This window comes from Mycobacterium terramassiliense, from assembly GCF_900157385.1.
GTDB lineage: Bacteria > Actinomycetota > Actinomycetes > Mycobacteriales > Mycobacteriaceae > Mycobacterium > Mycobacterium terramassiliense.
This window is the reverse complement of record NZ_LT717701.1, coordinates 2,773,444-2,796,134: the sequence shown is the minus strand read 5'-3', so window position 1 is coordinate 2,796,134 and position 22,691 is coordinate 2,773,444. Positions and strand designations below refer to the sequence as shown.

The window sequence follows — 22,691 nt, the reverse complement described above, 5'->3', positions numbered from 1 at the left end:
GGTATCCCGACTCGCGGGAGGCGACGCTGGTCGTACACGACACTGAGCGACGCCGCAAACGCCTTGGCTTTCAATGCATCTGGCTGCGTACAGGCGCTTAACGCTTTTTGACCAGTCCGCCCGGTGGGTGTTCGTCAACGTCGTTGAGGATCAGCTCGCGCACCGCGGTACGCGGTCCGTATGGTCGCAGCATGGTGCTGGCCGGCCGTGGACGCACATGCTGCGGCCACCAGAACCACCGCCCGAGCAAGGTGGCCAGCGACGGTGTCATGAACGACCGCACGATCAAAGTGTCGAACAACAGACCCAGCGCGATCGTCGTACCCACCTGGGCCATCACCCGCAGCGGGCTGAACATGAACGTGGCCATGGTGGCGGCGAACACCAGACCGGCGGCGGTAACCACCGAGCCCGAACCGGCCATCGCGCGGATCGTCCCCGTCTTGAGCCCGGCGTGGATTTCCTCCTTGAACCGCGATATCAGCAGCAGGTTGTAGTCCGAGCCGACCGCCAGCAGCAGGATGATCGCCATCGCCAGCACCATCCAGTGCAGCTTGATGCCCAGGATGTACTGCCATAGGAGCACGGAGAGTCCGAACGAGGCGCCCAACGACAGCAACACCGTACCGACGATCACGAAGGCCGCAACGACGCTTCGGGTGATCACCAACATGATGATGAAAATCAGTGTGGCCGCGGAAATTCCGGCGATCAACAGGTCGATGTTGGAGCCGTCGTGCATGTCCTTATACGTCGCGGCGGTACCGCCGAGATAGACGTTGGCGCCCTCCCAGGGCGTGCCCTTGATCGCCTCGTGCACGGCCTGCTTGATCGGCGCGATGTGGCTGACGCCTTCAGGAGTCGCCGGGTCGCCTTCATGCGAGATGATCAACCGGACAGCGTGCCCGTCCGGCGATATGAACTGTTTGAGACCCCGCGCGAAATCCGGGCTCTTGAACGCCTCCGGCGGAAGGTAGAACGTGTCGTCGTTCTTCGCTTTGTCGAAGGCATCGCCCTCCGCGGTGGCGTTGTCGGCCTGCGCTTTCGCCTGGTCGTTGAGACCCTTTGTGGTCGCGTAGTTCGACATGATGGTGTCGAGGTTGCGCTGCTGGCTCTCGATCTGCGGCGGTATCAGCGCCACCAGCTTCGGCTGGATCTGATCCAGCTTGTCGAGATTCGCGCTGAGATTCTCGATGTTCTGAGCCACCTGGTCGATGCCATCGAGTGCATTGAAGATGGACCGTATCGACCAGCAGGCCGGAATGTCGTAGCAGTGCCTCTCCCAGTAGAAGTAACTACGAATCGGCCGGAAGAAGTCGTCGAAGTTGGCGATGTCGTCGCGCAACGCCTCGGTGATCTTCACGGTTTCTTTGGTGAGCTTGGTGGTTTCGTGTGTGGTGTTGCTCAGATCCTGGGTGACCTGCATCTGCTCATGCAGCGTCGCCATCGTCTTGCGCAGCTCTTCCGCCTGCTTCAGCAGGTTCTGCGCCTGCTCTTCCTGATAGTGCTGGGTCTCGAGCCGCCCTGCGGATTGCGCGCCCATCTGAAAACCGAGGGTGCTGTGGTCGAGCGGCGTGCCCAACGGCCGGGTGATGGTCTGGACTCGGCCGATACCGGGGATGCGGAAGACCGCCTTGGCCACCTTGTCCAGGATGATGAAGTCGGCGGGGTTACGCAGGTCGTGATCCGTCTCGATCATCAACAGCTCGGGATTCAGCCGGGCCTGGTTGAAGTGGCGGTCGGCAGCCGCATAACCGACATTGGCCGGGGTGTCTGCCGGCAGGAAGTGGCGGGTGTCGTAGTCCGTCTTGTAGCCGGGCAGAGCGAGCAGGCCGACTAATGCGGCGGCGATGGTCACCGCGAAAACCGGTGCGGGCCAGCGGACGACGGCGGTGCCGATGCGTCGCCAGCCCTGGGTCTGCAGCTTTCGCTTCGGATCCAGCAGCTTGAAGAACGATGCCACGGTCAGGACCGCCGGTGCCAGCGTCAAGGCCGCGACGACCGCGACCAACATGCCGACGGCGCAGGGTATGCCGAGGGAGGAAAAATAGGGCAACCGGCAGAAGCTCAGGCAGTACATCGCGCCGGCGATGGTCAGCCCCGACCCCAGCACGACGTGGGCCGTGCTGTGGTACATCGTGTAGAACGCTTTTTCACGCGTCTCGCCCAGACCGCGGGCCTCGTGGTATCGGCCGACCACGAAGATCGCGTAGTCCGTGCCGGCGGCGATCGCCATCAGCACGAGCATGTTATTGGCGAACGTCGAAAGCCCCATGATGCCGTAGTTTCCGAGCGTCGCGACGACACCGCGTGCCGCGGCCAATTCGACGAAGACCATGACCAGCATGATCAGCATGGTGATCACCGACCGGTAGACGAACAGCAGCATCACGATGATCACGAGGAACGTGACCATGGTGACTTTCGCGACGCCCTTCTCGCCCGCGTGGGACTGATCGGCAAACAGCGGACCCGCCCCGGTGACGTAGGCCTTGATCCCCGGCGGCGCGGGCACCGAGTTGACGATCTTGCGGACGGCATCCGTGGATTCGCCGGACTGGGCGCTGCCCATGTTGCCGGCGAGGTAGACCTGGACGTACGCGGCCTTTTGATCGTGGCTCTGGGAGCCCGCAGCTGTCAGGGGATCGCTCCAGAAGTCCTGGATGTGCTGAACGTGTTTCTTGTCTTGCTCGAGTCGCCTGACGATCTCGTCGTAGTAGCGGTGCGCCTCCGCCCCCAGCGGCTTGTCGCCTTCCAACAGGATCATCGCCGAGCTGTCGGAATCGAACTCCTTGAACGTCGATCCGACGCGCATCATCGACTGGAAGGACACTGCGTCTCTAGGGCTCTGCGACACCGATTGGCGCTTAGAGACGACCTCGAGCTGCGGGGAAATGGTGTTGGTGACGAAGACGATACCCAACCACACCAGGACGATCGGCAGCGCAAGCCGATGGATCATCCGCGGCAGGAACGGCGGGATCAGCGGCTGATCGACGCGCGGCACAGCCTCGGTGGTCTCGCTCATGCGGACTTGTCCAGGCAGTAGACGAAGGCATTGACCGTTTCGTTGGGAGGCGAGTGATTAGCACCCTTGATCACTGCACCGCGCCCGTCGTGGTTGTCCACCACGAATTGGCAGGCGATCCAACTCCCGTCTCCTTGCGCTACCAGGTTTGCCGGGATCCCGGGCTTCGTTGAACTCAATACTGTGCTCCAGGGCAAGGGGACGTTGAGGGCCTGCTGCGGATGAGAGTTCTCATCGAGGTAGTTGATCGTCGCCGTGCTGCCCGGTGAGCCCCAGACCTCGAGCGTGATCGTCTTGGCGTTGAACTGGTCGATGACGTCACCGGGTGCGCCACCACCGAACGAACCGCTGTGGACGCCGAAGATTCCGTGCAGACGGTGCACGACGAATCCCGATAGCGCGACCACAGCCACGATCGTGATTATTAGCCAGAAGCGGCCCAGCAGCCCCTTCTTCTTGGCGCGCTGCGGGCCGCGCTCTTCCTCGGTGCTTGGCGAAACCTTGGGATCTGGCGACTCTACCCTCGTTTCAAAGGTCGTCATGGGCGCTTTCCTAACAAGGGGGAAGGTTACTCAACTAATTAGCTTAGGGGTAACCTTAGCCGCTCTAACCTACATCGAGATGGTTATGGCTTCCGATCCCGAACTGGGCCATCCGCGAACTCAGACACTCCCCGACCGTCGCTGCTTCGCCGAGGACAACGTGCCGCCTGATGTCCGGCGGCGGCGAAGCGGTGATACGACGCGCTCGAGTTTGGCCACCCCCGCGGCCCAAAGCGCGTGCCTTTCCTCGTCGGGCTGACAGGATTTTCGTCGGGATCAGTCCGAATTGCATTGTCTCGCAATGACTGTCAAATCGGCCTGATGTGCAGAAGCCATACCCTCCGGCGTACCCGTTTCGCAACTAGTTGTGACGAGTCGGCGACAATGTCCGCGCCGTCGTGCACTGCCGATCACCTGGCGCGCAGTCCGCAGCGGGAAAGCCAGGTACAACCTCCAGATCGGCATGGGCACTAAGCCGGGCCGAGCCGACACGTGACTACGCCCGTATCACGACCGAGGCGGCCCCCTGACCGGTCGCCGTGTTGTTTGAGTAGCTGTCGCTTCACGGAGGGCCGCCGCGGCCATGTCGAAAGGGCCGTGACCGTCGGGGCATCTCGAAGATGGTCCGGCAAAGTAGTCAGCCGCCCCGGCCGTCCGTGTTTCAGTAGGCGACTACTGCTGACCGTCCCGTCATTTCGGATGAGGCTGGTGTGCGCAATACCTGGTCACACGATGGCCGCCGGTGCGCCCGCGGCCAACGAGCGAATGGGTGGATGGACATGTCGTATCTGATCGCGGCACCGGACATGATGGCGGCGGCGGCGCAGGATTTCACGAACATCGGTTCGGCGCTCGGCGACGCCAACGCGACGGCCGCGGCGTCGACCACCGGCGTGCTGGCGGCGGCCGAGGATGAGGTGTCGGCGGCGATTGCGGCGCTGTTCTCGGCCCACGGTCAGGGTTTTCAGGCGCTCAGTGCGCAGGCGGCGGCATTCCACGACCACTTTGTGCACGCGTTGACCGCGGGTGCGGGATCGTATGCCGGCGCCGAGGCCGCCAACGTTGCCGCGTTCACGGTCAATCCGGCGCAGACCGTCGAGCAGGACCTGCTCAACGCGATCAACGGGCCGAGCCTGGCGCTGACCGGGCGCCCGCTGATCGGCAACGGCGCCAACGGGGCCCCGGGCACGGGGCAAAACGGAGCGCCCGGCGGGTGGCTGCTGGGCAACGGCGGAGCCGGCGGCTCCGGCGCGCCCGGCCAGGCCGGCGGTAACGGCGGCGCTTCCGGGCTGCTGGGCTACGGCGGGGCCGGCGGGGCCGGCGGCTCACCGGGGGCGCCGGCGGGGCCGGGGGCAATGGCGGCCCGCTCTTCGGCTACGGCGGCGCCGGCGCGGACGGCGGGGCCAGCGCGGCCGGCACCGGCGGAGCGGGCGGGACCGGCGGCAACGCCGGCCTGCTGCAGGGCGCCGGTGGAGAGGGCGGAGACGGCGGGTTTGGCGCGGCCGCCGGAGGCAACGGCGGGGGCGGCGGCAATGCGGTGCTGCTCGCCAACGGCGGCGGCGCCGGCGGCGCCGGTGGCGGCAGCTCAACGGGCACCGGCGGGGCCGGCGGGAACGGTGGCGGCGCCGGCCTACTTCTGGGGCCCGGCGGGAACGGCGGGGCCGGCGGCGCCAGCCCAACGGGCACCGGCGGCGCCGGCGGCGTCGGCGGACCCGGCAGCGGCCTGCTCCTGGGTACCGGCGGGGCCGGCGGTGCGGGCGGCGCAGGCGCCGTGGCGGGCGGCAACGGTGGCCACGGCGGAAATGCGGGCCTGCTCGGCGCCGGAGGCAACGGCGGCAACGCCGGACCCGGCGTCACTCCGGGCACCTCCGGCGCCGGCGGCACCGGCGGAACGCTGTTCGGCGTGAACGGAATGGATGGGTTGCCGTAGCGCCTCTTGGGACTTCGTGCGTTTATTGTGTTCGCGCCCCGGGGCGGGGCAGCAGCGCGGCGAGTTCCTCGCGGCTGGCGGTCCCGGTTTTCGACATCGCGCGGTAGACGTGGCTTTCGACGGTGCGTGCGGACAGGGTCAACCGCTCGGCGATTTCGCGGCTGGACAACCCCTCGCCGACGAGCATCACGATCTCACGTTCCCGATCGGTCAGCGGCAAGGGCTCGCGGGCCTGGCGAAGTGCCAAAGTACTTACGCCGCAACGTTCGGCCAAGGCGCCGGCGCGCGTCGAGCAGCCCAACGCCGATCCCCGAAGGCCTTTGCGGCGATACGCCAGGGCGGCGTGGGCGGCCGCATCGACGGCGGCAACAAGATCGCCAAGACGCTCGAATTGGTGTGAAACCTCGCCCAATTGGGTGGCGTCGCCGTCGCGCAATGCCTCGGCGAACCGCGCGGCCACGCCCGCCCGTGGCCCCTCGACGATCCCCTCGAGCTCACGCAACCGAGGAGCGCCCGACGAGTCCCCGAACTGGGTGGCAACCTGCAAACACATCACTTCCGCCGCGAATTGACCTCTGCTGGCGGCATTTTGGGCCGCCGACGACACAACGGCGATCGCCTCGCTCGCCGCGCCCTGGCCCGCGGCGACCCACCCCCGGGCGAGGCTCAACTCGTAGTCCAGCGACCGAAATGGGCGTCGCACGTTATCGAGCGCGGCAAGCGCGGCGGCGGCCTCGTCCGTCGATCCGCGGGCGGCCAGCGCCGTCGCGTATGGGATGTGGTAGCGGTACCCCCAACCCGCAGGGTGCGATCCGGACATCCCGACCGCCGCCTTTTCCAACAACGCACAGGCGGAACGAAGGTCGCCGGCACCGAGGGCGGCACGACCCGCCACGGCAGCACCCAGCAATTGGGCCGCTCCCGGAAGGGAAGCCGCCTGCTGCCGCACGCGGTCGGCCACGTCGGCGGCCGCACCGATCCGCCCGGACAGCAGCAGCGCGCTCACGTGCGAATCGGCGATGTTGAACCTCATGTGCGGAGCGTCGAATGAGCGGGTCGCGGCGACGTATCCGGCCTCAGCGGTGCTCACAGCCGCGCCGGCGCGTCCGGCGTCCGCGGCGATGGTGGCCAGCGCCCACGCGATCTCCGCTCCGACGACGGCGGGCAGGTCGTCGACCGCGAGTTTCGCCGATGCGTGCAACGCCTTGTGGGGCTGATCCATCGCAAACCAGTACACCGTGAGGAAGGCGTCGATATAGCTGCGAGCCTGAGGCGGTGTGGAGCGCGCCGCGTCGTCGATGACTTGCTTCGCACGCGCAGGGTCGCCCAGCGCCCAGAGCAGGTTGCTCGCGCGAAAGAACGCGAACTGCGCACGGTCGCCGTCGCTCAGTTGGCCGATGTCAATCTCGGTGAGCACCGCTTCCGCTTCATCGCCTCGGCCGAGCCACGAAAGGGCATGCGCGCGAACAAGGTTCGGCTCCGGCCCCGCCCCGGCTCGGACTGCCGCCTCAGCCAGTCGATCGGCCAGGGGCAGATCTGCCAACCAGACGGCGCCGTGGGCCGCCCGAACCAGCAGCCCCACGTCGGGCGCCAGGTCGGAGTCGAGGCTCAACGTGGCCCGCCGCACGACGACCTGCATATCGTCGTGCTGATCGGACTTGGCCAGTTCGGCGGCGACCAGCCCCCGCAGCCGCCTCAGCTTCGTGGGTGGCGCGCCCCTGCGGCGCACCTCGCCGTAGAGCGGATGCGCCACCCGCACTTGCACCCCGGCGGCGCCGGGCTCGACCGTGATCAGGCCGCGGGCGTCGGCCTCCTCGACCGCGGCGGGGTCGGTGATCCGCCGCAGCGCCGCCAGCTCGATCGGCTCCCCGACTGCCACGGCGTCGAGCACATCGCCCACCGCGGCGGGTAGGTCGCCGATGCGTGATTGGAGCAGCTCGACCAGATTGGGCGGCATGATCGGATCACCGATCCAGCTCCAGCGCCCGTGCTCTTTCACGATGCGGCGATCGGCGACCTCCTGCTCGACGATGTTCTGTAGGTACAAGACGTTGCCGCGAGTAAGGTTCCAGAGCCGCTGCGCCGCATCCGAATCCACTGGCCCCGCTAACGTCGCCGACAGCAGCGTGGTCGTTTGATCGAGCGACAGCGGCTGCAGATCCAGCCGGTCGAACCGGCTGGCCTTCCAGATTTCTTGCACCGCAGCGGAAATGGGCACACCGTCGCGAACGGTCAGCAGCGCCTTCGCTACGCCGCGCGCAACGATCTGGTGCACGACGAATATCGACAGGTCGTCGAGCAGATGCACGTCGTCGACGCACACCACCACCGTGGCGTCCGGAGGCGCGGCCGTCAGCGACTCGATCACCCCCCGCAGCAGTTGAACGGTATCGGTGACATCCGATGGCGCCCAAGCGGTGAACGCACCGAGCGGAATCAACCGGGCCGACGACGTACCGACCGCCAATCGGCACTCGCATCCTCGCGACTCGGCAGCGGTCAAGGCCTCCCGGGCGATGCGGCTCTTGCCCACGCCCGCCGCCCCGTGGACAACGACGCCGGACGCATCCGAAGCCGAGATGGCGGCTTCGATAGCTGCCATCTCCTCCGAGCGGCCCACCAACGGCCACGGCAAGCGCACCAGAAAAGCGTACGTGCGGTCACCCCAGATACTGGCGTTAATCAGCCTCCGAATCGAAGCCCTGAGCACCGGCCATCAAACCCCTTCTAGGAACCCTGCTGTGCCCCTATGCTGGTCAAACGGGACCTGGGGGCCGGAGGCGGCGGAGGTTCTGATGACCGCAACGACCGCGTGTCGCACGTGTGGCACGGACCCGCGCGAGGGTGCGCGATTCTGTGATGGCTGCGGTGCACCGATCGCGGCGCATGATGCCCCTGCGGAGTACAAGCAGGTGACGGTGCTGTTCGCCGACGTGGTGCACTCGATGGACATCGCGGCGGCGGTGGGTGCCGAGCGGTTGCGCGAGATCATGGCCGAGCTCTCCGATCGCTGCGCGGCGGTGGTGCAGCGCTACGGCAGCACGGTCGCGCAGTGGACCGGCGACGGGATCATGGCGGTGTTCGGCGCTCCGGTGGCGTTGGAAGACCACGCCGTTCGGGGCTGCCTGGCCGCCGTGGGCATTCAGGACCAGGCCAACCGGCTTGCCGCCGACGTGCGTGCGCGCGACGGCATCGAGCTGCGGTTGCGGGTCGGGCTGAACTCCGGTCAGGTGATCGCCGGTGGGATGGGTTCGGGCCGGTTCGGTTATGCCACCGTGGGCGAGCAGGTCGGCATGGCCCAGCGGATGGAGTCGGTGGCGCCCCCGGGCGGGGTGATGCTCAGCGCCTCGACGGCACGGCTGGTGGAGGGCGCGGCCGTCCTTGGCCGCCCGGAGCTGGTCCGGATCAAGGGCGCCGAGCAACCCGTGCCGGCGCGTCGGCTGTTGGGCATGGCCGGCGGGCAACGCGCCGAGCGCGCCGAGTCCGATCTGGTCGGCCGGCGCTGGGAGATGGCCGCGGTCGAGGCCTTGTTGGACCGCGCCGTCGACGGATGCGGCGCGATCGTCGGCGTGGTCGGAGCGCCGGGCATCGGCAAGAGCCGTCTGGTGCGCGAGGTCACCGCACTGGCAGCCGCCCGCGGTGTCGAGGTGTTTAGCGCCTTCTGCGAATCACACGCCAGCGACATCCCGTTCCGCGTCGTGGCGCAGCTGCTGCGCGCGGCCACCGGCGTACGCGGCTTGCACGACGCGGCCGCCCGTACCCGGGTGCGGGCCCAATTCCCTGACGCCGACCCCCAGGACGTGCTGCTGTTGGAGGATCTGCTGGGCATCGCCGACCCCGATGCCGCGCTGGCCAAGATCGATCCGGATGCACGCCGGCGGCGGTTGACCGCGCTGGTCAATGCCGCGTCGCTGGCCCGAAAGGCCCCGGCGGTCTACGTCGTTGAGGACCTGCACTGGATCGACAAGGTCAGCGAATCCCTGCTCGCCGACTTCGTGGCGGTGATCCCCCAGACGAAGACGCTGGTGCTGATCAGCTACCGCCCCGAATACCGGGGCGCGCTGAGCCAGATCCCCGCTGCGCACAGCATCGCCCTTGCACCCCTGAGCGACCCGGAGACCGCCGCGCTGGTCCTGCAGCTGCTCGGGCCCGACCCCTCGGTCGGCGGGTTGGCCACCAAGATCGCCGAAAGGGCCGCCGGCAACCCCTTTTTCGCCGAAGAGATGGTGCGCGACCTGGCCGAGCGCGGCGTCCTGAGCGGAGCCCGCGGCAATTATGTCTGCCGGATCGATCAGGCCGATGCCGCCGTGCCGGCGACCCTGCAGGCCACCATCGCCGCCCGCATCGACCGGCTCGGCCTCGCCGCGAAGCAGGCTCTGAACGCCGCCGCGGTGATCGGGTTGCGTTTCAGTACGGACCAGTTGACGTTGCTCGATGGCGAGGCCGAGGTGGGCGAGCTGATCGCTGCCGAACTCGTCGACCAGGTGCGGTTCAGCCCGCACGCCGAGTACGCCTTTCACCACCCGCTGATCCGGGCCGTGGCCTACGAAACGCTGCTGAAGTCCGACCGCGTCGATCTGCATCGACGTTTGGCCAACGCGATCCAACAACGCCACCCGGATGCGCTGGACGAGAACGCGGCGCTGATCGCCGAGCATTTCGAGGCCGCAGATGACCTGCGCGCCGCTTTCGGCTGGCACATGCGCGCCGGGGCATGGGCGCAAGCCCGCGATATCCGGGCCGCGCGCAACAGCTGGGAACGGGCCCGAACGGACGCCGACCGGTTGCCCACCGATGACCCCGGCCGGGCGTCGATGCGCATTGCCCCGCGGCTTCTGCTGTGCATCAACACCGTCCGGGTCGCCGGTTCCATCGCCGACACCGGCTTCGAGGAACTGCGTGACCTTTGCAGCGCCGCCGGCGACACAGTGTCGCTGGCGATCGGCATGGGCGGCCTGATGTCGGCGCTGGTATTCCATAACCGCTACCGGGAAGCGGCGCAGCTTGCGTCGGACTGCACCCAACTGCTCGAGTCGATCGCCGAGCCGCCATTGACGTTGATGTTGCTTGTGGCCCAAGCCATGTGGATGGCGGGCCGGACAGCCGAAGGTCTGCGCCTGGCGCAGAGCGTCATCGACGTGGCCGACGGCGATCCCACCAGGGGCAGTCTTGGTCCCATTGGCTCGCCACTGGCGATGGCGATCCTCATGCGCGGCAGCTGTCGATATTGCCTCGGTGTTCCGGGCTGGAGGGAAGACCTCGACCAGGCGATCGCGATGGTTCGCAGCGTCGACCCGGCGTCCCTTCACATTCCCGTGCTGTATAGGTACCGCTTCGCCGCCCATGCGGGGGCCTTGCTCCCCGACGCGTCGGCCGACCGGGACACCGCCGAAGCGATGACGATGGCAGAGCATTCCGGCGACGACTTCCAGGTGGATGCCGCCCGGGTGAGTCGCGGCCTAGTCTTGATCAGCCAAGGCGATCGTGCGGCCGGTTTCGCGCTGCTTGCGGAGTTTCGTGAAGCCAACTTGCGGCATGGCTACGCGAAAACCATTGTGCGGACGGTCGACACCGAGATCGCGAAGGAGAAAGCCGAAACCGGCGATGTGGACGGCGCCATCGAGTTGGCACGCGCGGTCGTCGACTACACGTTCGACGCGGGTGACGCCCTCTCCCTTGGGGAGGCCGTCAGGGTCTTGGTGGAATCGCTGCTGCGGCGCGGCACCAACGCCGACCTCGAGGAGGCGCGGGCCGCGATCGATCGGCTGGCGGCGGAGCCGACCGACCCGGGATACGTGCTGTTCGAAGTCCCGCTGCTGAGGATGCGGGCGTTGCTGGCGCGAGCTCACGGTGATGACGCGACCTATGCGCGGTTCCGGGACCGCTACCGCGACATGGCGAAAACCGTTGGCTTCGAAGGGCATATCGCCCTAGCCCAAGCGATGGCGTGACGGCACGGTACATCTAGCCGGCGGCCAAGACATGATTTGTCGCCATCCACTCGTCGATATGGCTCATGGTGACCGGTAGAGCCGCCCCGGAAAACACCATGTGGTCAGAACCGGGAATCTCGACCGAGGCGCCGTGTCGGTACCGGGCCGCGGTTCGGCGCACGACTCCGGGCGGGACGATGCGGTCGCGCTCCGCCCCCATCGCCAGCACGGGCGCACTAACCGCCGCGAAATCGACAACGGTGACCTTCGAAAGCCTTGGCACCGCAAGGAGCAGTTCCCACAAATAGCGTCCGGATTCGCAGACCAAACCGTCGTAGATCTCCCTGGCGGTGTCCTCGGTCTGCGCGTTGGCGATCCAGCGTCGAAATTGCTCGAACGTCGGTGGGCGCCACGGCTTGGTCCAGGAGCGCGGCCGTAACACGTGCGGCAGGGACATGAGCAAGCTGCTGCGGGTTCCGCCGAGGACGCCCGCCACCGGGCCGGGGCAGGCCGCCACCAAGCCGGCCGGGCGGGTGCGGGCGGCGACCAACTGCGCCAACAGCCCGCCCATCGAGTGACCGACCAGAAGCGGCGGGGAATCCAGCGAATTCACCAGCGCCACCAGGTCGTCGGCGTAGTCGCGAAGGCTCAGCGACGCGACTTTCAGCGCGCCCTGGTGCAGCGGAAGTTCATGATGGCGCAGCGTCGGGGTGTGCGCCGTATAGCCCCGTTCTTCGAATGCGGCGCGGGCGGGGGCCAATTGCTCCCCACGGCTCCAGGCCCCATGGATGAGAACGACGTGCTTGGCGGAACACATGAAACAAAGGATGACAGCCGAGGGGCGTCTTAGATACCGAGTTCCTGGTCGATCTGGGGCCAGTATCGGAATCCGTCCACGGTGAGCAGAACCCAGTCGTGAATTCCGCCGGTGGCCAGCACGAAACTGATCGGGGCCCCCGCGACCGCGGCTTCCTGTTGGAGGACGAGTGCGTCGGGTGCGACCGAATCCAGGGAGCCCGAGTAGACGTACGTCGGCGGGAGCCCCTTCAATGACCCGTACAGCGGACTCACCAGAGGGTTGTTCTCGGGAAGACCGCCCGCCCATATCTTCCCGATCTGTTGCGCGCCGGTTCCCAGCGGGGGAAGCAGGGGATCGTGGACGAATCCGATGTTGGGATTGGTATCGCTGACATCCAGCCACGGGGACAGCAAAACCATTGAAGCCGGGACGGTTTCGTTGTTTGCCACCATGGATTCAACGGCCGCCAGTGCGAGGGTGCCACCGGCGGAGTCGCCGATCACGCTGACGTGTGAGGCCCCGTGCGCGGCGATTTCCGAGGAGATCAGGCCGGCCATTGCGGGTACCACCGTGCCGGCGGTGCCTCCCTGCTGCATCAACGGGTAGATCGGCACCTCGATGGTCGCGCCGGTCTGGTAGGCCATCACGGTGTAATCGAGCCAGTGCAGGATCGTCGGCGGCAAGATGAACGCGCCACCGTGAATGGCGACCACGTAGTCGCCGTTCGGATGGGCCGGCGTGATCTGCACGACGGGCATCCCGTCATAGGTGGTGTGTTGGACCGTCTCTCCCAGCAGCAACGGCAAGAACTTGGGCGGGGAGTTGCCGAGGATCGGCGAGAGGAGACCGCTGGCAAGCAGTTGGTTGAACGGCGAAGCCGGTATCCCCCACTGGTTGTAGATGCCGGAGAAGGTCAGGAAATCTTTCACCGGCCAGAACGCAGCGTTTTCGATTCTGGTTGCCAGCGAAGGCATTCCGGTGAACGTCCCGGGCTGCGTTGCCGGGAATGGCGGATTGGCCGGTGCCCCGAAGATGTCGGTGACGACCGTGTTTCCCACCTTGTTGAATCCCGCGGCGATACCGTTGCCGACAGCTCTCACCGCTACCACATTGGCGGCCTCAGCGCTGGCATAGGAGCCCGCGCTCGTGGTCAACGCCTGCACAAACTGCTCATACGAGGCCGCCGCTCGAGCGGCGAGCGCCTGAAACTGCTGGCCGTGGCCCGAGAACAGCGCCGCAATCGCGCCCGACACCTCATCCCCGGCCGCGGCCAGCACCGCCGTGGTCCGGGACGCGGCCGCCGCGTGGGCGGCGCCGAGCGACGAGCCGATGCCCGCCAGATCTGTTGCCGCCGCCGCCACGAACTCCGGCGCCGCGATCACATACGACATGACCGTCCACCCATGAGCCCAGCCTCATGCGAAGCGACGGCGCGGTCTGCAGTAGTCGTCTACTGAATGACGGTCCGGCCCGCGCGGTCGGCTACTTAACCGGACCCGGTTCGTGGTGACACGATAGTGCGGTGCAACGGCAGCGGGCCGGCCCGGAGTGCCGACCCCGATCGCTACCGCGACATGGCGAAAGCGCTGGGCTTCGAAGCCATATCGCCCGGGCCGAGGCGATGGCATGACGGCGTGGTTCACCCCGCGACGCCAAAACCACTGAGTGGGCGCGGACGGTATCGAACCGCCGACCGCTGGTGTGTAAAACCAGAGCTCTACCACTGAGCTACGCGCCCTGAAACCCGGGGGGTCCGCCGCAGGCTACCCGCCCGGCGGCTCGACACCCAAAAATCAGGCCCGCAGAGCCGCCAGCGCGTCGAGCCATAGCCGCTGGTCGCGGGACTCGCCGGGCTGCTTCATCTCGGCGAAACGAATTATGCCGGACCGGTCGATGACGAAGGTACCGCGATTGGGATATCCGGCGTCGGCGTTGAACACGCCGTACGCCTGGCTGACCTGGCCGTGCGGCCAGAAATCCGAGAGCACCGGGAACATGAAGCCGCTCTCGAGCGACCAGATCTTGTGCGTGGGCGGCGGCCCGACCGAGATGGCCATCGCCACGCTGTCGTCGTTTTCGAACTGCGGCAGGTGGTCGCGCAGCAGGTCCAGCTCGCCCTGGCAGATCCCGGTGAACGCGAGCGGGAAGAACACCAGCAGGACGTTCTTGGCGCCGCGGAACGAGCTCAGGGTGACGGGCTGCTGGTTCTGGTCGCGCAAGGTGAAGTCGGGGGCGGCGGTGCCGACGGGCAGCATCAACGCTTCCCGGTTCGCGACGACTTGGGTTGGACCAGCCGGCTGGCGCTCCAGTCGCCGAGGTTGACCGACGAGGTCGGCATCAGGCCGGCGGTGGGGGCCGCCTCGGCGATCTCGGCGGGCAGCACGTGGCCGGGCTTGCCGGTCTTGGGCGTGAGCACCCAGATCACGCCGTCCTCGGCCAGCGGGGTGATCGCGTCCATCAGGGTGTCGACCAGGTCGCCGTCGCCGTCGCGCCACCACAGCAACACGACGTCGATGACCTCGTCGCTGTCTTCGTCCAGCAACTCACCGCCGCACGCTTCCTCGACAGCGGCGCGGATGTCGTCGTTGGAGTCCTCGTCCCAGCCCCACTCCTGGACGACTTGGTCCCGTTGGATGCCCAGTTTGCGAGCGAAGCTCGAGGCGTCATCCGCCGCGACCACCGTGGAACCTCCTCAACCGTCCGCGCACCGTGCGATGGGGATTATCGTCGCACAGCCAGAACGCGGTCCATACCCGTGCCTCAGAAGGATGCCAGGCACAGTTTCAGCGCCTTCGTCTTGGTGTCGTTGAGCTGGTCGACCCGCCTGTTGAACTCCGCGATCGACGCGTGCGTGCCGATGGCGTTGGCCACCGCGCGCGCCGCGTCGACATAGGCGTTGAACGCGTCCTTCAGGTCCTGCGACAGCGCGTCGTTGAAGCTGTTGGACACCGTGGTGGCGCTGTCGTTCAGCGCGCCGATCGCCGGGCCCTCGGCCGGGCCGGTGTTGCGGCCCCCGTTGAACGCCGCGACGTAGGCGTTGACCTTGTCGATCGCGTCCTTGGCCGAGGTGGCGAGCGTGTCGCAGGAGGTCCGCACGGCCCGGGTCGTCAGCGACTGCTGCCGCTGCGACTCGTGCACCCGCGACGTGGCCGAGGAGGCCGACACCGACGCGGACACCGACTGCCGGTAGGCCGGGGCGACCTTGGTATCGGGCGTGGCCGTGCCGTTGGTGACGCTGGTACACCCGACGATCCCCATGACCAGCGCCGCGACGCAGCCAAGCGCCAGCGCGCCCCGCCTCGGGAAATCCCCCACGTGCACGCGAGGGACGGCACGCCATCCGATGAGCACGGTTGCTGACGTTACCGGGTGCGTAATGCGGGCGCGGCTACCCGCCCGAAACGTCGGTGCGGCACGATAGAAGGACACCACGCAACCGAATACAGGAGCGGAAGTTGACCACGGAGTTCGCGCGCCACGATCTGGCCAAATCCCCCAGCAGCGCAAGCGAACCCGACCGCGTCCGGGTGATCCGCGAGGGCGTCGCTTCCTACCTGCCCGACATCGACCCCGACGAGACGTCGGAATGGCTCGAGTCCTTCGACCAACTGCTGGACCGCTCCGGGCCCGCGCGGGCGCGCTACCTGATGCTGCGGCTGCTGGAGCGGGCCGGCGAGCAGCGAGTGGCCATCCCGTCGCTGACGTCGACCGACTACGTCAACACCATCCCGACCGAACTGGAGCCGTGGTTTCCCGGCGACGAGGACGTTGAGCGCCGCTTCCGGGCGTGGATCCGCTGGAACGCCGCGATCATGGTGCACCGCGCCCAGCGCCCGGGAATCGGCGTAGGCGGCCACATTTCGACCTACGCCTCGTCGGCGGCGCTGTACGAGGTCGGCTTCAACCACTTCTTCCGCGGCAAGTCCCATCCCGGCGGCGGCGACCAGGTGTTCATCCAGGGCCACGCCTCCCCCGGCATTTACGCGCGCGCCTTCCTCGAGGGCCGGCTCAGCGAGGATCGGCTCGACGGCTTCCGCCAGGAGCACAGCCACGCCGGCGGCGGGCTGCCCTCCTACCCGCACCCGCGGCTGATGCCCGACTTCTGGGAATTCCCCACCGTGTCGATGGGCCTGGGCCCGCTCAACGCGATCTATCAGGCCCGGTTCAACCACTACCTGCACGACCGGGGCATCAAGGACACCTCCGACCAGCACGTGTGGTGCTTTTTGGGCGACGGCGAGATGGACGAGCCCGAGAGTCGCGGGCTGGCGCACGTGGGGGCGCTCGAGGGCCTGGACAACCTGACCTTCGTCATCAACTGCAACCTGCAGCGCCTCGACGGCCCGGTGCGCGGCAACGGCAAGATCATCCAGGAGCTGGAGTCGTTCTTCCGGGGCGCCGGCTGGAACGTCATCAAGGTGGTCTGGGGCCGCGAGTGGGACGCCCTGCTGCACGCCGACAAGGACGGCGCGCTGGTCAACCTGATGAACACCACGCCCGACGGCGACTACCAGACCTACAAGGCCAACGACGGGGCCTACGTGCGCGACCACTTCTTCGGCCGCGACCCGCGCACCAAGGCGCTCGTCGAGCACATGACCGACTCCGAGATCTGGAACCTCAAGCGCGGCGGGCACGACTACCGCAAGGTCTACGCGGCCTACCGCGCCGCCATCGACCACAAGGGCCAGCCGACGGTCATCTTGGCCAAGACCATCAAGGGCTACTCGCTGGGCGCGCACTTCCAGGGCCGCAATGCGACGCACCAGATGAAAAAGCTTGCCCTGGAAGACCTTAAGTGGTTCCGGGACTCGATGCGGATTCCGATCAGCGACGCGCAGCTGGACGAGAATCCCTACCTGCCGCCCTACTACCACCCCGGGCCGGACGCCCCGGAAATCCGGTACCTGCTCGACCGGCGCCGCACGCTGGGGGGGTTCCTGCCGGAACGGCGGACGAAGGCCAAGGCGCTGACGCTGCCCGGCCGCGACACCTACGCCGCGTTGCGCAAGGGTTCGGGCCACCAGGAGGTCGCCACCACCATGGCGACCGTGCGGACGTTCAAGGAAGTGTTGCGGCACAAGGAGGTTGGCCCGCGCATCGTGCCGATCATTCCCGACGAGGCGCGCACGTTCGGGATGGACTCGTGGTTCCCGTCGCTGAAGATCTACAACCGGCTGGGCCAGCTGTACACCGCCGTCGACGCCGACCTGATGCTGGCCTACAAGGAAAGCGAAGTCGGCCAGATCCTGCACGAGGGCATCAACGAGGCGGGGTCGGTGGGCTCCTTCATCGCGGCCGGCACGTCGTACGCGACGCACAACGAGCCGATGATCCCGATCTACATCTTCTATTCCATGTTCGGGTTCCAGCGCACCGGCGACGGCCTGTGGGCCGCCGCCGACCAGATGGCGCGCGGCTTCCTGCTCGGGGCGACCGCCGGGCGCACCACGCTGACCGGCGAGGGCCTGCAGCACGCCGACGGCCACTCGCTCCTGCTGGCCGCCACCAATCCCGCGGTGGTGTCCTACGACCCGGCGTTCGCCTTCGAGATCGCCTACATCGTCGAAAGCGGGCTGGCCCGCATGTTCGGGGAGAACCCGGAGAACGTGTTCTTCTACATCACCATCTACAACGAGCCGTACCCGCAGCCGCCGGAGCCGGAGAACTTCGATCCCGAGGGCGTCCTGCGCGGCATCTACCGCTACCGTCCCGCCACCGAACAGCGGACCAACAAGGCGCAACTCCTGGCCTCCGGGGTGGCCATGCCGTCGGCGCTGCAAGCCGCCGACATGCTGGCCGCCGAGTGGGACGTCGCCGCCGACGTGTGGTCGGTGACCAGCTGGGGCGAGCTGAACCGCGACGGCGTCTGCGTCGAGCGGGCCAGGCTGCGCCACCCGGACCAGCCGGCCGCCACCCCGTACGTCACCCGGGCCCTCGCCGACGCCACCGGCCCCGTCGTCGCGGTCTCGGACTGGATGCGCGCGGTGCCCGAGCAGATCCGGCCGTGGGTGCCGGGCACCTTCGTCACGCTGGGCACCGACGGGTTCGGCTTTTCCGACACCCGGCCCGCGGCGCGGCGCTACTTCAACACCGACGCCGAGTCCCAGGTGGTCGCGGTGCTCGAGGCGCTGGCGCGCGACGGGGAGATCGACCCGTCGGTGCCCCGCGCGGCGGCCCGCCAGTACCGCATCGACGACGTGCAAGCCGCGCCCGAGCAGACATCCGACCCCGGCGTGGCCTGACCCACGCTTCCCTGCCGAGTGGGCGGCCAGCCGCACCGTCGCGGCCGAGTGTGCGGCCGGCCGCATACTGCGGCGCCGCGACACCCCGCCGCTTGGCGGATCCTTCCAGAAATCTGGCGTAGGTTTTAGGGGTGAACGACAACGCCTTCGCCGGTCCGTTCGCGGCGTCCCGACCCAGGTCACCGCTGGAACTGCTGGACACGGTGCCGGACTCGGTGCTGCGGCGGTTGAAGCAGTACTCCGGCCGGCTGGCCACCGAAGCGGTCTCGATCATGCAGGACCGGTTGCCGTTCTTCGCCGACCTGGAAGCCTCCCAGCGGGCCAGCGTGGCGCTGGTGGTGCAGACGGCGGTCAACAACTTCGTCGAGTGGATGCAGGACCCGCACAGCAACGTCAGCTACACCGCCCAGGCCTTCGAGCTGGTGCCCCAGGACCTGGCCCGCCGGATCGCCCTGCGGCACAGCGTGGACATGGTGCGCGTGACCATGGAGTTCTTCGAGGAGGTGCTGCCGCTGGTGGCCCGCTCCGAGGAGCAGTTGACCGCCCTGACGGTCGGCGTCCTCAAGTACAGCCGGGACCTGGCGTTCACCGCCGCGTCGTCCTACGCCGAGGCGGCCGAGGCGCGCGGCACCTGGGACAGCCGGATGGAGGCCAGCGTCGTCGACGCGGTGGTCCGCGGCGACACCGGCCCGGAGCTGCTGTCCCGCGCCGCGGCGCTGAACTGGGACACCACCGCGCCGGCGACGGTCGTGGTCGGGATCCCGGCGCCCGGCCGGGAGGAGCCGGACGGCGAGGGCGGCACCCAGCGGGCCAGCCAGGACGTCCGCGACATCGCCGCGCGCCACGGCCGGGCGGCGCTCACCGACGTCCACGGCACCTGGCTGGTGGCGATCGTGTCGGGCCAGTTGTCGCTGACCGATAAATTCCTGGGCGATCTGTTGACCGCCTTCTCCGACGGGCCGGTGGTCATCGGGCCCACGGCGCCCATGCTGACCGCGGCCTACCACAGCGCCAGCGAGGCGATCTCCGGGATGAACGCCGTCGCCGGCTGGCGGGGCGCGCCACGGCCCGTGCTGGCCCGGGAACTGCTGCCCGAACGGGCCCTGATGGGCGACGCGTCGGCGATCGTGGCGCTGCACACCGACGTGATGGGGCCGCTGGCCGACGCCGGGCCGACGCTGACCGAAACCCTTGACGCTTACTTAGATTGTGGCGGGGCGATTGAAGCTTGTGCCAGAAAGTTGTTCGTTCATCCAAACACGGTCCGCTACCGGCTCAAGCGGATCACCGACTTCACCGGGCGCGACCCCACTCAGCCGCGCGACGCATACGTGCTGCGTGTGGCCTCGACGGTCGGCCAGCTCAACTACCCGGCGGCGTCTACGAGCGTCGCCACCAACATCGTCGCGCCGGTGCCCCTACAGGTCCGGAGCGGCACCACAGGCTAGTCCGACGGGCAGTGATTTAGGCAACAGGTCGCAGGGCGGTATCAAAAACATTGCTTACGGAGCCGTTTTGTATGGTGTATACAAAAAGCTAAGACGAGGTTCATAATCTGTTACACCCGCCAAAACCGTTTCCACAGTGTTCTCTTAGACACGTGATCGCATTGCTTGCGCCCGGACAGGGTGCGCAGACGGAGGGGATGCTGTCGCCATGGCTGGAGCTGCCAGGCGCCGCCGACCAGCTCGCCCTGTGGTCGAAGACCAGCGGCCTGGACCTGGTGCGGCTGGGCACCACCGCATCGACCGAGGAAATCACCGACACCGCGGTGACCCAGCCGCTGGTCGTCGCCAACACCCTGCTCGCCCACCAGGAGCTGACCAGGCGAGGCCTGCTCAGCGGCGCGGACATCATCGTCGCGGGCCATTCGGTCGGCGAGATCGCGGCCTACGCGATCGCCGGCGTGCTGGCCGCCGATGACGCCGTGGCGCTGGCCGCCACCCGTGGCGCCGAAATGGCCAAGGCCTGCGCCCTCGAGCCGACCGGCATGTCGGCGGTGCTCGGCGGCGACGAGGCCGAGGTGCTGAGCCGCCTCGAGGAGCTCGAGCTGTTTCCCGCCAACCGCAACGCGCCCGGCCAGATCGTGGCCGCTGGCCCGCTGGCGTCGCTGGAGAAGCTCGCCGAGGACCCGCCGGCCAAGGCGCGGGTGCGCGCGCTCGGTGTGGCCGGCGCGTTCCACACCAAGCACATGGCTCCGGCCCTGGATGGCTACGCGGCGGCGGCGGCCGCCGTCGTGACCGCCGAACCCACCGTCACGCTGCTGTCCAACCGCGACGGCAAGCCCGTCGCCTCGGCGGCGGCCGCGATGGACACCCTGGTCGCCCAGCTGACTCAGCCGGTGCGCTGGGACCTGTGCACCGATTACCTGCGTGCGCACGATGTCACGGCGATCGTGGAGTTCCCCCCGGCGGGGACGCTCACCGGTATCGCCAAACGCGAACTTCGGGGGGTTACGGCGCGTGCCGTCAAGTCACCCGCGGATCTGGACGAGTTGGCAAACCTCTAAAACGCCCGCTTCTGCCAGTACAAATAGAAACTGCAAAACGTCAATCCGATTTGCACACAACACATTACGAAGGGAATAGGCCGTGGCCGTCAGTCAGGAAGAAATCATCGCCGGTATCGCCGAGATCATCGAAGAGGTGACCGGTATCGAGCCGTCCGAGGTCACCCCCGAGAAGTCGTTCGTTGACGACCTGGACATCGACTCGCTGTCGATGGTCGAGATCGCGGTGCAGACCGAGGACAAGTACGGCGTCAAGATCCCCGACGAGGATCTCGCCGGTCTGCGCACCGTCGGTGACGTGGTCGCCTACATCCAGAAGCTCGAGGAAGAGAACCCCGAGGCCGCCGAGGCTCTGCGCGCCAAGCTGGAGACCGAGAACCCCGAAGCCGTCGCCAACGTCAAGGCGAGGCTGGAAGCGGACAGCAAGTGACCAAGCCTTCCACTGCCAATGGCGGTTACCCCAGCGTTGTGGTAACCGCCGTCACGGCGACGACATCGATCGCGCCGGACATCGAGAGCACGTGGAAGGGTTTGTTAGCCGGCGAGAGCGGCATCCGCGTACTCGAGGACGAGTTCGTCACCAAGTGGGACCTGCCCGTCAAGATCGGTGGACACCTCAAGGAGCCCGTCGACAACCACATGGGCAGGCTCGACCTGCGTCGCATGTCCTACGTCCAGCGGATGAGCAAGTTGCTGTCCGGTCAGCTCTGGGAGACCGCGGGCAGCCCGGACGTCGACCCCGACCGGTTCACGGTCGTGGTCGGCACGGGTCTGGGTGGCGCCGAACGGGTCATCGAGAGCTATGACCTGATGAACGAGGGCGGTCCCCGCAAGGTGTCGCCACTCGCCGTTCAGATGATCATGCCCAACGGTGCGGCCGCCGTGGTCGGCCTGCAGCTCGGGGCGCGCGCCGGCGTGATGACCCCGGTGTCGGCCTGTTCGTCGGGCTCGGAAGCAATCGCGCACGCGTGGCGTCAAATAGTCATGGGTGACGCCGACGTCGCCGTGTGCGGCGGTGTCGAGGGCCCCATCGAGGCGCTGCCCATCGCGGCGTTCTCGATGATGCGGGCCATGTCGACCCGCAACGACGAACCCGAGCGTGCCTCGCGTCCGTTCGACAAGGACCGCGACGGCTTCGTGTTCGGCGAGGCCGGGGCGCTGATGATCATCGAGACCGAGGAGCACGCGAAGGCCCGCGGCGCCAAGCCGCTGGCCCGCCTGCTGGGCGCCGGCATCACCTCGGACGCCTTCCACATGGTGGCCCCCGCAGCGGACGGCGTGCGCGCCGGCCGGGCGATGACGCGAGCGCTGGAGCTTGCGGGCTTGTCCCCCAAGGACGTTGACCACATCAACGCCCACGGGACGGCGACGCCGATCGGTGACTCCGCGGAGGCCAACGCCATCCGCGTCGCCGGCTGCGAGCACGCCGCGGTCTACGCGCCAAAGTCGGCGCTGGGCCACTCCATCGGCGCGGTCGGTGCGCTGGAATCTGTATTGACGGTATTGAGCCTTCGGGACGGCGTGATACCGCCCACCCTCAACTACGAAACACCGGACCCCGAGATCGACCTTGATGTGGTCGCGGGCGAGCCCCGCTACGGCGAGTTCCGTTACGCGATCAACAACTCGTTCGGGTTCGGCGGCCATAACGTGGCGCTCGCCTTCGGGCGTTACTAAAGCCGGAAAGCATGGAAGGAACATTTGC

At 67.7% G+C, this 22,691-nt stretch carries 14 protein-coding genes, 1 tRNA gene and 1 pseudogene; 7 read left to right on the top strand and 9 right to left on the bottom strand.

Going from position 1 to position 22,691, the window contains the following annotated elements; translation table 11 throughout:
- Window positions 1-97 precede the first annotated feature (97 nt).
- Together MTAB308_RS27780 and MTAB308_RS27775 are read right to left on the bottom strand one after the other, a co-directional pair.
- Complete coding sequence (locus tag MTAB308_RS27780; protein WP_077104045.1) at window positions 98-3,028, bottom strand: MMPL/RND family transporter; 2,931 nt, start codon at window positions 3,026-3,028, stop codon at window positions 98-100.
- Window positions 3,025-3,570 (bottom strand): MmpS family transport accessory protein, encoded by a 546-nt coding sequence (locus MTAB308_RS27775; RefSeq protein WP_077104043.1) that lies wholly within the window; start codon window positions 3,568-3,570, stop codon window positions 3,025-3,027. The genes MTAB308_RS27780 and MTAB308_RS27775 overlap by 4 nt, the downstream gene beginning before the upstream one ends.
- A gap of 779 nt (window positions 3,571-4,349) precedes the next feature.
- On the opposite strand from MTAB308_RS27775, the pseudogene MTAB308_RS27770 reads away from it, so the two are divergent.
- Window positions 4,350-5,485, top strand: a pseudogene (locus MTAB308_RS27770) (PE family protein); the annotation flags it as partial.
- Window positions 5,486-5,522: 37 nt separating this feature from the next.
- Here the strand turns inward: MTAB308_RS27770 and MTAB308_RS27765 are convergent.
- The gene (locus tag MTAB308_RS27765; RefSeq protein ID WP_077104041.1) at window positions 5,523-8,141 is read right to left on the bottom strand and encodes a LuxR C-terminal-related transcriptional regulator; all 2,619 of its coding nucleotides are present in this window, start codon (window positions 8,139-8,141) and stop codon (window positions 5,523-5,525) included.
- Window positions 8,142-8,295: 154 nt separating this feature from the next.
- On the opposite strand from MTAB308_RS27765, the gene MTAB308_RS27760 reads away from it, so the two are divergent.
- Complete coding sequence (locus MTAB308_RS27760) at window positions 8,296-11,451, top strand: ATP-binding protein (protein WP_077104039.1); 3,156 nt, start codon at window positions 8,296-8,298, stop codon at window positions 11,449-11,451.
- 13 nt (window positions 11,452-11,464) lie between these two features.
- On the opposite strand, the gene MTAB308_RS27755 is transcribed toward MTAB308_RS27760, so the two are convergent.
- The 6 genes from MTAB308_RS27755 to MTAB308_RS27730 form a co-directional block, all read right to left on the bottom strand.
- On the bottom strand, window positions 11,465-12,250 hold the full coding sequence (locus MTAB308_RS27755; RefSeq protein WP_077104037.1) for an alpha/beta hydrolase: 786 nt from the start codon (window positions 12,248-12,250) through the stop codon (window positions 11,465-11,467).
- Between the two features lie 29 nt (window positions 12,251-12,279).
- Complete coding sequence (gene lipY / locus MTAB308_RS27750; protein WP_077104034.1) at window positions 12,280-13,623, bottom strand: triacylglycerol lipase LipY; 1,344 nt, start codon at window positions 13,621-13,623, stop codon at window positions 12,280-12,282.
- Window positions 13,624-13,898: 275 nt separating this feature from the next.
- A tRNA-Val gene (locus MTAB308_RS27745) sits at window positions 13,899-13,970 on the bottom strand.
- Between the two features lie 55 nt (window positions 13,971-14,025).
- Window positions 14,026-14,487 carry a peroxiredoxin gene (locus tag MTAB308_RS27740; protein ID WP_077104032.1) on the bottom strand — a complete coding sequence of 154 codons (462 nt, stop codon included), beginning with the start codon at window positions 14,485-14,487 and terminating at the stop codon, window positions 14,026-14,028.
- Complete coding sequence (locus tag MTAB308_RS27735; RefSeq protein WP_077104029.1) at window positions 14,487-14,912, bottom strand: DUF3052 domain-containing protein; 426 nt, start codon at window positions 14,910-14,912, stop codon at window positions 14,487-14,489. The genes MTAB308_RS27740 and MTAB308_RS27735 overlap by 1 nt, the downstream gene beginning before the upstream one ends.
- A gap of 80 nt (window positions 14,913-14,992) precedes the next feature.
- Complete coding sequence (locus tag MTAB308_RS27730) at window positions 14,993-15,583, bottom strand: hypothetical protein (protein WP_077104027.1); 591 nt, start codon at window positions 15,581-15,583, stop codon at window positions 14,993-14,995.
- Window positions 15,584-15,687: 104 nt separating this feature from the next.
- On the opposite strand from MTAB308_RS27730, the gene aceE reads away from it, so the two are divergent.
- The 5 genes from aceE to kasA all read left to right on the top strand — a co-directional run bounded on the left by aceE (window position 15,688) and on the right by kasA (window position 22,663).
- Complete coding sequence (gene aceE / locus MTAB308_RS27725) at window positions 15,688-18,477, top strand: pyruvate dehydrogenase (acetyl-transferring), homodimeric type (RefSeq protein ID WP_077104025.1); 2,790 nt, start codon at window positions 15,688-15,690, stop codon at window positions 18,475-18,477.
- 131 nt (window positions 18,478-18,608) lie between these two features.
- Window positions 18,609-19,925 carry a PucR family transcriptional regulator gene (locus MTAB308_RS27720; protein WP_077104023.1) on the top strand — a complete coding sequence of 439 codons (1,317 nt, stop codon included), beginning with the start codon at window positions 18,609-18,611 and terminating at the stop codon, window positions 19,923-19,925.
- Between the two features lie 152 nt (window positions 19,926-20,077).
- Complete coding sequence (locus tag MTAB308_RS27715) at window positions 20,078-20,986, top strand: ACP S-malonyltransferase (RefSeq protein ID WP_077104020.1); 909 nt, start codon at window positions 20,078-20,080, stop codon at window positions 20,984-20,986.
- Between the two features lie 82 nt (window positions 20,987-21,068).
- Complete coding sequence (acpM, locus tag MTAB308_RS27710) at window positions 21,069-21,416, top strand: meromycolate extension acyl carrier protein AcpM (RefSeq protein WP_003872368.1); 348 nt, start codon at window positions 21,069-21,071, stop codon at window positions 21,414-21,416.
- Window positions 21,413-22,663 carry a 3-oxoacyl-ACP synthase KasA gene (kasA, locus tag MTAB308_RS27705; RefSeq protein WP_077104018.1) on the top strand — a complete coding sequence of 417 codons (1,251 nt, stop codon included), beginning with the start codon at window positions 21,413-21,415 and terminating at the stop codon, window positions 22,661-22,663. The genes acpM and kasA overlap by 4 nt, the downstream gene beginning before the upstream one ends.
- Window positions 22,664-22,691: the final 28 nt, after the last annotated feature.